10 protein-coding genes are annotated in these 11979 nt (G+C 38.4%); 5 read left to right on the forward strand and 5 right to left on the reverse strand.

All coding sequences use genetic code 11. From position 1 onward, the window contains the following. Positions 1–595: 595 nt before the first annotated feature. The 4 genes from ppk1 to ACXAFE_RS15470 all read left to right on the forward strand — a co-directional run bounded on the left by ppk1 (position 596) and on the right by ACXAFE_RS15470 (position 5062). Positions 596–2665, forward strand: coding sequence for a polyphosphate kinase 1 (gene ppk1 / locus ACXAFE_RS15455; protein ID WP_475154272.1), 2070 nt, complete (start codon positions 596–598; stop codon positions 2663–2665). Next, positions 2665–4164, forward strand: a complete 1500-nt coding sequence (locus tag ACXAFE_RS15460) for a Ppx/GppA phosphatase family protein (RefSeq protein WP_475154277.1) — start codon at positions 2665–2667, stop codon at positions 4162–4164. Before ppk1 ends, ACXAFE_RS15460 begins: the two co-directional genes overlap by 1 nt. 54 nt (positions 4165–4218) lie before the next feature. Next, entirely contained in the window at positions 4219–4437 is a 219-nt protein-coding gene (locus tag ACXAFE_RS15465; RefSeq protein WP_475154283.1) for a hypothetical protein, read from the forward strand. 235 nt (positions 4438–4672) lie between these two features. Further along, complete coding sequence (locus ACXAFE_RS15470) at positions 4673–5062, forward strand: hypothetical protein (protein ID WP_475154287.1); 390 nt, start codon at positions 4673–4675, stop codon at positions 5060–5062. A 474-nt stretch (positions 5063–5536) separates the two neighbouring features. Here the strand turns inward: ACXAFE_RS15470 and ACXAFE_RS15475 are convergent, their stop codons facing one another. The 3 genes from ACXAFE_RS15475 to dgt all read right to left on the reverse strand — a co-directional run bounded on the left by ACXAFE_RS15475 (position 5537) and on the right by dgt (position 8647). Next, on the reverse strand, positions 5537–5917 hold the full coding sequence (locus ACXAFE_RS15475) for a hypothetical protein (protein WP_475154292.1): 381 nt from the start codon (positions 5915–5917) through the stop codon (positions 5537–5539). Then, the gene (locus tag ACXAFE_RS15480; protein ID WP_475154294.1) at positions 5914–7044 is read right to left on the reverse strand and encodes a hypothetical protein; all 1131 of its coding nucleotides are present in this window, start codon (positions 7042–7044) and stop codon (positions 5914–5916) included. Before ACXAFE_RS15480 ends, ACXAFE_RS15475 begins: the two co-directional genes overlap by 4 nt. 130 nt (positions 7045–7174) lie before the next feature. After that, positions 7175–8647, reverse strand: a complete 1473-nt coding sequence (dgt, locus tag ACXAFE_RS15485) for a dGTPase (protein WP_475154299.1) — start codon at positions 8645–8647, stop codon at positions 7175–7177. A 605-nt stretch (positions 8648–9252) separates the two neighbouring features. On the opposite strand from dgt, the gene ACXAFE_RS15490 reads away from it, so the two are divergent. After that, the gene (locus ACXAFE_RS15490) at positions 9253–9525 is read left to right on the forward strand and encodes an HU family DNA-binding protein (RefSeq protein WP_010559147.1); all 273 of its coding nucleotides are present in this window, start codon (positions 9253–9255) and stop codon (positions 9523–9525) included. A 221-nt stretch (positions 9526–9746) separates the two neighbouring features. Here the strand turns inward: ACXAFE_RS15490 and ilvN are convergent, their stop codons facing one another. Beyond that, positions 9747–10247: an acetolactate synthase small subunit gene (gene ilvN / locus ACXAFE_RS15495; RefSeq protein WP_010559148.1), complete on the reverse strand. Its 501-nt coding sequence runs from the start codon at positions 10245–10247 to the stop codon at positions 9747–9749. After that, positions 10247–11971 (reverse strand): acetolactate synthase 3 large subunit, encoded by a 1725-nt coding sequence (locus ACXAFE_RS15500; protein WP_475154305.1) that lies wholly within the window; start codon positions 11969–11971, stop codon positions 10247–10249. Before ACXAFE_RS15500 ends, ilvN begins: the two co-directional genes overlap by 1 nt. Between the last annotated feature and the right edge of the window lie 8 nt (positions 11972–11979).

An 11979-nucleotide genomic window follows, 5' to 3' on the forward strand; every position in this document is an offset into this window, starting at 1 on the left:
GCGACAAAAGTGGTCGAATAATTAGTATCAGATTTGATTAAGAAAGCAGCTTATAAAGGGGGAATTATCTGCACTGCAATTTTAATGTACTCAATAGCTAATACATTAAAGTTGAAAGATGATTAAGGTAATATGAACATTTTAAATGCAACAGAAAATCCCTAATTAAAAATAAAAGTATTAGGTCAAATTACGCTTATTTAATAAAATAGCGTTTAATTTATTACTAGGGCTTAGCGTAAAGCGCAATTTGGACTTAGTTTGTTTGATCTGGTAGTAAAATAGCCGTTTCAACAACAGCGTTAGATTTGTTAATTGAGGTTAGATGTGAGTAAAACTTTGTGTGAATGGAAGCGCAAAGAAATAGAGCAAAAGCTAGAAAAGCTAGCGGCGTTAGTTAATACCCCTCGCTTTGTCTGTAAAAAGTGCGCGCGCTGTGCAAATGACAAAAAGAGTTTATGTAAACCCATGCCATTGTAAATGAATTTTATTGGACTCGTTTGACGCGTTTTTTAAGTTACTGTTAACACGTAATAATTTTGCAATAAAAAATACATAAACTAATCTTTAAGTTAATTGCATAAATTAGTTTTACATGGAAATGGAATCTAATATCTCGGCTACGCCGTTATATTTCGAAAAAGAATTAAGTTGGTTGTCTTTCAACGAACGCGTGTTACAAGAAGCAAAAGATCAAACTAACCCGATTATCGAGCGTATTCGCTTTTTAGGCATATTCTCTAATAATCTTGATGAGTTTTTTAAAGTGCGTGTTGCCGATGTTAAACGCAGAATTTTACTCGATGAAGTTAAAAAGCTTCCTTCCAAGCATATTCAGTTACTTGCAGAAATTCAAGAGAAAGTACTCAAGCTCAATGAGAAGTTTGACGATATTTACCAACAAATTTTAATCGATTTAGCGCGTTATAATATTTACATCTCAAAGCCAGAACAGCTAGATGAGGCTGCACGGGCATGGTTGAGCGAGTATTTTATAAATAATGTGCTCGACCATATGACGCCGATTAAAGTGAGTGATGCACCAGAGAAGAAAATCCACCTAAATGATTCGTGTGTTTATATACTGGTATCGCTTAAAGGTGAGCGAGAGCAATATGCAGCACTTGAAGTGCCACAAACAATTAATCGCTTTGTTATTTTACCAAGCAAACGTAACAAAAAAGATAAGCACATTGTTGTAATAGATGACTTAATAAAATACTTTTTGCGCGATATTTTTACCGGGCTTTATAAGTTTGATGACATCTCAGGCCACGCGTTTAAACTAACACGCGATGCTGAGTATAACCTTGACGACGAAGTAGACGAAGGTTTACTTGATAAAATGTCTAAGGGATTAAAACAACGTTTAAACTCTGAACCTACGCGATTGGTATATGACGATGATATGCCCGAAGCAATGTTACGAATTCTGTGTAAAAAGTTGGGTGTTAAACAATATGATTCGACTATTGGTTCGGCACGATATCGTAATTTTAAGGATTTTATCGGTTTTCCAAATGTTGGGCGTAAATACCTTGAAAACCGTCCATTACCGGCGTTAAAAAATAAAGAATTTAGCCAGCAAGACAATGTTTTTAAAGCGATTAGTCTTGGCGATATTTTACTTTATTATCCCTATCACACTTTCAATCACCTGACGGAATTTTTAAGGCAAGCAAGTTACGACCCGAAAGTAACACAAATTAAGATCAACATTTACCGAGTTGCAAAGCACTCACGTGTGATCAGTGCGTTACTCAATGCTGCGAGAAATGGTAAAAAAGTCACTGTGATGGTGGAGCTTAAAGCGCGCTTTGACGAAGAAAATAATATTGAATGGTCCCGGCTGTTAAAAGAAGCCGGCGTAAAAGTAATATTTGGTATTCCAAGTTTAAAAGTACATTCAAAATTATGCTTGGTGTACCGTAAAGAAAAAGGTGTGATTGAAAAATATGCACACATAGGTACCGGCAATTTTCACGAAAAAACGGCTAATATTTACACTGACTTTAGCTTGTTTACTAAACATTCAGACCTTACTTGCGAAGCCACAGATGTTTTCCGTTTTATTGAATACAGTTATAAGTCCTTTAACTTTGAACATTTAATGGTTTCGCCGGTAAATGCGCGTGAAAAAATCTACAAATTGATTAACAGCGAAATTAGCCAAGCAAAGTTAAAGCAACCTGCTGCAATTACGCTTAAGGTCAATAACTTAGTTGATACAGGCTTGGTTGATAAGCTTTACGAAGCGTCGACCTTTGGCGTGCAAATTCGCATTATCGTTCGCGGTATGTGTAGTTTAATTCCTAATATTAAAGGGATTTCAGAAAACATTCGCATTATCAGTATTATTGACCGATTTTTAGAACATCCTCGAGTTATGGTTTTTCATAATTCGGGTGACGAAAAGGTCTATATTTCGTCGGCAGATTGGATGACGCGAAACCTCGATCATCGAGTTGAAGTGGCGACACCAATTTACGATAATGCGTTAAAACAAATAATAATTGATATTCTTGAATTACAATTTAAAGACCGTGCTAAAGCGCGGTTAATCGACTCTAGCCAACGCAACCATTACGTTCGTAGAGGCAATAAAATGAAGCTTCGTTCTCAAATTGCAATTTATGATTACCTGAAAAAGCGAGAAAACTCTTAATGAAAAGCATTGCAACAATTGCTGCGTTAGATATTGGTTCAAATAGTTTCCAGTTGATTGTTGCAAGACAAATAAGCGGCCGTTTAGAAATCTTACACAAAGAAAAACTAAAAGTTCATTTAGCTGAAGGGTTAGACGCAGCCGGCAATTTAAGTGATGACGCGATAGTCAGAGCTGAAACAGCACTGAAAGAGTTTGCGACAACGCTGCAAGGGTTTAACGCAAATCACGTAAAAATCGTAGCCACATACACGGTACGAAAAGCAAAAAATAAATATCACTTTATCCAACGTGCGAAAAAAATCATTCCATTTAATATTGATGTAATTTCTGGGTTGGAAGAAGCACGGTTAATTTACCAAGGCGTTGCTAATTATCGTGTTGATAACGATACAAGACTGGTGATAGATATTGGCGGTGGCAGTACCGAGTTTATTGTTGGCAAAGGGGCAAATACACATCAGCTTGCTAGCCGAAGTATGGGATGTGTGACATTTCAGCAAATGTTCTTTGCAGACAATACTATTTCACATGATAGTTTTAACCGTGCTATTGTTGCTGCGAGCCAAGAAATAGAGCCTATTCTTAATGCCTATCAAAATACAAATTGGCAGTACGCTATTGGCACATCGGGTAGTTTTAAAGCAATTTTGAGCATTGTGCAGCACACACTTGTTAATGACTCAGAACATGATCAAATTACTTTGTTTGACTTAAACGAAATCAAACAAAAATTGATTTCGTTTGGCGATATTGAACATATCGAATTACCAGGATTGAGTGATGAGCGTAAAGGGATCATTAGTTCGGCTGTCGCGATTGCGATTGCGTGCTTTGAGTTACTCAATATAAAGTCGTTATCGTATTGTGATTTCTCGCTACGCGAGGGCGTGCTACATGAGTTAATTGATTGCAGCGACAATCATAACCTAAAGCAGCAAAGTATAGACAATTTCGCACAGCGTTTTGATTGTGATAAAAATCAATCAACTCGTGTTAAAATCATGCTTAATTGGCTGTTTGAATATGCAACCAAAGACTGGAATGTAAGCACACAACTTCAGCAAATTGTTTTTTTTGCTGCAGACGTTTATGAAGTAGGGTTAAGCATAAGTTCTTCAAATATTCGTAAGCATTCTGCTTACATAATCGCGAATAGTTTACTGCCCGGTTTTAGCCAAGAAGAACAGCAGTTATTAACGTTATTGGTACGTAATCATCGAAAGAAATTAAAATTTGAATCTGAACAGCTTGAATCAAACACAGATTTTAAAGAACTTATGCAGGCGATTTCTATCTTTAGATTAGCACTGTTGTTTACGCAAAAGCGTCAATGTGATTTTGTTAAAATTGACCAGATCAGGTTTTTAGGGCACTCGATAGACGTAACATTTGAGCAAAGTTGGTGGCAGGAACAACCTCTATTACAAGCCGACTTTGAGAAAGAAGCCATGTTTTTGGAACCTCATGGTATCACTTTAAATTGCTTAAACCGTTAATATTAAAGCAAACTGTAACCTCGCCGATATATAGGTAAGTTTGAGGAGTAACCTATGGATATCTTAACCCCATTTTTGCCGCGTATTAATACTGTGCACCCAGTGGATAAATCCACTTTGTTTGTCGTTGGTGTAAGCGATAATAAGACTACTAAAGTGCGTCTTAAAAAGAATGAGGCGACTCTCTCTGAGCTTAAAAAACAAAAAGAAGAAACAACGAAAGAAAACCATTCAAGTGAAGATGATGAGGAGCATATTGACACTTGGGCTTGATGCTCAGTTTATAGTTAATTTTGTTATACCTCTTTGAATCCTTTTAACACGTGCAAAAATTACTCAGAACCCATAAATAAACCTGTAGCAGTTTGCTTATAAAAGCAGACATATCACAACACTTATGTACACCCCATATGGCCTATCAACACCGAAATACACCCTTTAACACATAAACTAACCGGCTTTATTGAAGTTCTAATACGCTTCTAAATCAAAAGAATAGGAGTCAAAAATGCGTTGTGTGTGTAAAGAATGTGATTTTCAGGTGTGGAAAGGGTATGGGGAAATAGGCTTTGGTTGTAAATGCGGTTATTCATGGCTACCTGAAAAGTACTACTCGGCGCTTGATGGTAAGGGAACGTTTAATTTTACTGCTTTCTCAACGTATTTAACCAACACGAAAGGTACAGCAAGTGAACATGTTTGCCCGCAATGTTCAAATATACTTTTCGATAAAAATCTTGATGAAATAACATTAACACATTGTGAGAATTGCAAAGGAATTTTGTTTAACCGTAAGCAATCCCAAACCTTTTTTGAATATTATAAGCTACCTAACTATGATAACCGTGCGTTAGACATGCTAAGTGATTTGCCATTTATTGCACTTTTGTTTAGTTAAGATACAAAGAACACATCATACTATTATTTATTGCCATGCTAGTCGAGACTGTTACGTGAAACTTGTGAATTTTTAATCAGAGAGGGATGCGCAGTGCTGATTATTACGTGAGAAAAGTAAAATTGAGTGTAAATCAAAAAAAGGCCCAATCTTTGACTAATTCGGAATCTTTATAAGCTGGGCCTTTAGGGTTTAATTATTTACCTTTGGTCGGGGTGGTAAACAGTCGAGCGATAATATATCAGTAAGCTTGGGACAAGGTTTGTCATAAGCTTGTCAATTTGTGAAAAAATGTAGTAGCTAACTTGCTTTCAATATTTGCGCTTTGTCGACGCAATTAAGCCAAACGAGACCAAAACCGATTATATAGCTCTCAAGCTTATATTGTCTTATTTGTGAAATTAGCGCTGCTTTGTCGTTATCATCAAGTCCAAGTAAATCAACGGTTGCTAATGATACGCTTTGACTAACTTCCTAATAATCATATTGATAAATAGGTTTAAACTGTTTACCAAAATGCCCGTTCAAACCCAGCCGGCTGACTAAGCCAGGGTATTTTTGTCCAAGTATTAAACCCTGGTTTAAAGGTTTATTGGTTTTGTCCCATGGTAATGCAGCGTGTTTTGGCGATAAATCAGATATTAGTTTGCGATGAAAAGCACTGTGTAATTTGTACTTGGCAGGTAGATTCAACATCGTACACACGACCTCATCATTTAAAAATGGGGGCGGACGATTATAGTAACTGTCGGGTAATTGCTGCCCAGCGACAACCATTCGTTGGCAGCGGGCTTTTAAGTAAAATTGATCTGCTTGCTTCGCTGCATCGACATATTCGAAGACGTGCGCTTTCATAAAGTTATTAACCGTTTTTCTATACTAACACTGTCTTTTAAAAGCAGTTGAGCAATTGGCCACGTTTGTTTTGTTAATTCTTCACTGATGTATCGCGCGATGCGGGGCACTGTGTATTTGTTAAGTGAGCTTTGCCCGAAGAAACGAAAACCTGGCATGCCTCTGTCGTAGTAAAACGCACGATACGTTTCTGCGCCCGTACCGGTTATAATTGTTCGTCCTTGCGTTTGGTCCAGTAAATGATTGTCGATTAGCGAATGCGCATGATGAAACGGGACTTCGCCAATGTTCGCTTGCGTTATTCGTTTTATCGTTTGTGTATCAAAATGCGTGGTTGAATTTTTTGAATGGAACAGTTTTAAATTACATGCATTAGCAAGCTTAATCGCATACTGAACATCCGTACTATTAACTTCGCCAAAGCACAGTCCATCGGGCTTCAAGTTTAAAACCTCACAAGCGGATAGTATAGCGCGAGAATCTAAACCGCCTGACAATGACACTAACGGGCTACTATCGCTTTTGAAGCACTTTCTTACTGCTTTAATAAACGCGTCTTTTGCATGGCTATATTTGGTGCTTTTGTTCAAACATTTAACATATTGCGCCTGTACTTTTTGTTTCTCAAGAGTGTGGTTGTTAAGGTTAAACGTAATCAAAGATTTACCAGTAAAATGTTGGGTGTGCTTAATTATACAATCGCTGTTAAAAAGCTGGCCCAGTGCAAGCATGTTACGTAAGGCTTTCTGATTAAATTCAACGCGGCCTTCTAAGCACGTGACTAGTGCGGTTCGCGAGCTTGCAATGACGGTATGTTGTTGATGCTGATACACCAGTAGCGGAAAAGTACCAAACTCATCACTCGCGGCGTAAACAATGCGGGTTTCTTTATTAACGAGTACCCAAGAGCGACCCGGATAACACTTCTTTAGTCCATTCAGTAGATCAGCGGTTATTTGCCTACCTTGGTTTCGATAGGCAACATCACCCCAAATATAAATATCGAACAGATGTGTCGAGTGACAGGTTGAGGCGAGACTAGTGTTAAAGTCGGTGATGTTTGCTTGAAACCATTCGCCAATTTCGTTTCCAATAGATTTTGCTACGTTAAGACTAAATTGCGCCATATCAGGTACTCAAATAATGGTTTTCTTTATCTGAGCAATGAACGTGCCTTAGTTAACTCTTTGATTTTTATTGAGTACTAAGGGTGGGTTATGAGGTTTTCGCATTTTGCGACGCAATTTGTGTTTAAATCTATTCAATTACCATCAGTTTTCGGTACGTATCATAGGCAAATTGGTCAGTCATATTGCCGATAAAATCTTGTATTAAACGTGCACGATAATAAAACTCGTAGATTGGGTCGTTTTGTTTCAAAGTATCCATTGCATCGACGGATTTTTTATATACGGACAGATATTTCGATGAAATTCTGTTTAGTAAGCGCGATTCAACCGAAAAATTAAATTCACCGGCTAATAGTTTATTAAAGTCGTTGTGTGAATAATCAAGCAAACACGCATATTCATTAAGCAAGGTAGTAATAATCTTGTGTCCTTGTAATTCGAGTTGTTGCACTTCGTGATGGCAAAATACATATTTAAACGCAACTGACTTAAGTGCTTTAGTAATCGCATGTTGATAGCTATTATCTTCAAGTAGAGAGGCATTGAAGCTACCATGGAATATTTCGTCAATATTATCGCAAAAGCGAATAGCGCTGTGTTTTACTAACGGGTGAAGTAAGTTAACGCGCAGGCGTATGAAGAAATTATTCTCAATGTTGTAGGCTTCTTTTTTAGCGTAATCGTAAGCATGTTCGCATTTACGCTGCATAAACGAGCCTAGCTCATCGTCATCAATATTAAACAGTGATAGTACATGGCGGTATTCAGTGTTTAAGACGTCAATTAAAAAAGGGATGGTGATTAAGCCTTTTTCAACAGCGTCTTCTATGTCGGCTAGACAATAAGCAATATCGTCAGCGGCTTCCATAATGTAACTGGCAGGATGGCGATGACCTAACTTCATGCCAAGTTCATTACATAAGGTTTCAATAAATTCACTTTCACTGAAGTAATAGCCAACCTTTTTCATTAAATATTGTTTGTTTGCTGGCACCTGCTGTTTGGGTAATGTGCCACAGCGAGTATATTTTAAGATACTCGCTGTTTGACAATAGGTTAGGTTTAGCGCAAATAAGCTGTGAACATTTCGTATCGCTTGCGCATTCCCTTCGTAATGACAAAGTTCGTTTAGTATCGCTTGCATAGGTGAAAGAGGGTGATTTTCACCAATAGTTTTCGCAAAAGCGTCTTTCGAAAGCGGATGAGATTTTAAGTATTTGCTAAACCAAGTATTTATCGCGGCTTCACCAAAATGACCAAACGCTGGATTACCGATATCGTGCATCAAGCACGCCATTTCAACTAAACTTTCTAACTCACGTTCAAGAGGCTTCAACCCGTATTGGGTTAGTTGGGCTTCGCTCAGTGTATTAAATATGGTGTGTACAATAAATCGACCATTTTGTTGCACTTCGAGAGAGTGGGTAAGACGCGAACGGACCGCAGCATTGCGTTCAAGAGGGAATACTTGTGTTTTTTGCTGTAATCGTCGTAGTCCTGCGCTATTTATAATACGTCCACGATCGCTCTCAAGTGCGGTTTTTGTATTGGTTGTCTGATTGAACGGTCGTTTTGCATTTATTTTTTGTTTGAAATCCATAGCGATATCGTTTTGCTGTTTTTTACAATTTAACACTCAGGCAAAACGGATTCTAGCGTGTTTTACTTGGTTCACTTAATGTTCAGTTTAATTTTGGCATGATGATTCTAACTTAAAGCCAAAACGATGATTTTAAGTTTATATCCCGAGTATTTATGAGTTTATGAAAAGCAAAAACCCGCTGGGCTAGCGGGTTTTTTATTTTATAACGCGGCATAAAGAGCTCAAATCTGTTCGAGTCACCTCTACGTTTTAAAAATATAATTAAATTTTCAACCTTTTTTGATCTCGCTGCGACTAAGTAATAAATACTCACTATCTGGGATGATAAAAATGGATTTAAGTTACTTTTTAGCAAACTATGTAGACCTTCTAAGCCTTTTACTTTCACCGGTTGTAAGCCTGTGGCTTTGTTTTATCGCCACGCAATTGCTTGTAAAGTCTAAGCAACAAGCTGTTTAAGCAACAAGATCATTAAATTACTAACTTAAAATCAATTTTTTTGGTGAATTTGTTTAAAAAATGACAAATACGTATTGCCAAGCCAGAAAAAATGCATAACTATAGGGTCTGCAAAGGCAAAATAATAAAGATAGGAATCTATAATGAACAAAGCACAATTAGTTGAAAAAATCGCTGCGGACGCAGAAATTTCTAAAGCAGCAGCAGCTCGCGCATTAGACGCATTCACTGGTGCAGTGTCTACATCATTAAAAGACGGTAACTCTGTAGCGCTAGTTGGTTTCGGTACTTTCTCTGTTAAAGCACGTGCTGCGCGCACTGGCCGTAACCCACAAACTGGTGAAGAAATTCAAATCGCTGCAGCTAACATCCCTACTTTCAAAGCAGGTAAAGGTCTTAAAGACAGCGTTAACTAATTTGTAAAAGTTATCATCCCAATAACTTTAAAAAGGAGCATTCAGCTCCTTTTTTATTGTTTTTTATTCAACTCTGTGGCTTAAACCCATTTGGTACTTATTCAATAAAATGGGGTTGGATAAAATACATGCTAACAGGGCTGAACCTCCAATGTCGTTATTTACATTGGGTAATCCAACCTCGTTAGCATTAGGCGTAGTTGTCTAAAAACGCTTTATGACTACTTTGGTCTTAACGCTTTGTCGCCACGACTTAAACCAACGGCACCAGAGCGCACCACCTCAATCACTTCGGTTTCATTTTTTAAGGTATCAATAAAGGATGCTAGCTTATCAACTGCGCCAACTAACTGCAGTGTATAGGTTGTTTTACCCATATCTAAAATAGATGCACCGAAAATATCAACCACGCGGGTTACGGCCGCACGTGTTTTCTCTTCATGAGCCATTACTTTAACTAACAATAACTCACGTTCGATATGACTGGCATCGCTCAGGTCAATCACTTTATGTACATCAACTAACTTATTAACTTGTTTGGTGATTTGCTCAAGAATTCGGTCATTACCTGTGGTGGTAATTGTGATGCGTGATAACGAGTCATCATCAGTTGGACCCACAGTTAAGCTGTCAATGTTGTAGGCGCGCTGCGAAAACAAACCGACAATACGTGATAGGGCGCCTGGTTCATTTTCTAAAAGAATGCTTAAAATATGACGCATTATGCTTTTACTCCTTTTTTCAGCCACATTTCATCAACTGACCCATGACGAATTTGCATTGGGTAGACGTGTTCATTTTCATCTACATTGATGTCGATAAATACCAGCTTGTCTTTATGTGAAAATGCTTCTTTTAACTTTTCGTCAAGCTCACTAGGGTGATCGATTCGAATACCGATGTGACCATAACTTTCGGCAAGTTTTACAAAATCAGGCAGGGATTCCATGTAAGAACACGAATGACGACCTGAATAAATCATGTCTTGCCATTGGCGTACCATGCCAAGTGAACGGTTATTTAAAGACACAATTTTTACGGGCAAGCCATATTGCATACAGGTTGATAATTCTTGAATATTCATTTGAATAGACCCATCACCGGTAACACACACTGATTCTTTTTCAGGAAAAGCGAGTTTTACACCCATGGCTGCTGGAAAGCCAAAACCCATAGTGCCTAGGCCGCCAGAGTTAATCCACTGGCGTGGTTTTGCAAAAGGATAGTGTTGTGCGGCGAACATTTGGTGCTGGCCCACATCCGAACTAATATACGCGTCACCCTTGGTTACTTCGTAGAGCGCTTTAATTGCTGCTTGTGGTTTAATTTTCTTAGAGTCAGTTTCAAAACTTAAGCAACGCTGTTCGCGCCAATTATTAATTTGTCGCCACCAATCTTCTTGCGCAGCGCGGTCAATTTGAACGTCGCTTTTACTAATCGCACTTTGCAATTGTGTAAATACAGTCGCAAGATCGCCAACAACCGGTATATGACAGTGAATGGTTTTAGAGATAGACGTCGGGTCAACATCAACCTGAACAATAGTCGCGTTGGGGCAAAACTTTTTAACATTATTCGTTACACGATCATCAAAGCGTGCACCCAAAGCAAGAATAACATCGGCATTTGCCATTGCTTTGTTTGCTTCTAAATTACCGTGCATGCCAAGCATACCTATAAAGTTAGGATGCGTGCCTGAAATACCACCTAAACCCATTAGGGTGTTGGTACAAGGTGCATTCAAGCTTTCAACTAGCTCTGTTAATTGCTCTGATGTGTCTGATAATACAACGCCGCCACCTGAGTAAATAACAAGACGTTTAGCATTTAAAATAGCTGATGCGGCTTTTTTGATTTGCTTTGGATGACCTTTGGTATTGGGGCTGTATGAACGCATCGATATGTCATCTGGCATAATGTAATCAAACGCAAGTGCTGGGTTCAATATATCTTTTGGTAGTTCCACAACAACGGGGCCAGGTCGACCTGACGCAGCAAGATAAAACGCTTTAGCTAGGGTTTCTGGGATCTTTTCTGCATCACGACAGTTAAAGCTGTGTTTTACGATTGGACGTGAACAACCGACTATATCAGTTTCTTGAAAGGCGTCATCACCAATTAAATTGGTTGGTACTTGGCCAGATAATACCACCATTGGAATTGAATCCATGTAAGCAGTTGCAATGCCAGTAACGCAATTAGTTGCACCAGGTCCCGATGTGGCGAGTACAACGCCCACTTCACCTGTTGCTCGCGCAAAACCATCGGCCATATGTGTGGCAGCTTGCTCGTGACGCACTAAAATATGATCAAGTTCGTTCTCGGCAAATAGGGCATCGTAAATATCTAATACGCTACCACCGGGATACCCAAAAATATATTTAACCTTAAGTGCTTTTAACGCTTTAACAACAAGCTCGGCACCCGACATTTTATTACTGTCCATCCTCATTC

Source organism: Pseudoalteromonas sp. ABV4_021 (genome assembly GCF_056159365.1).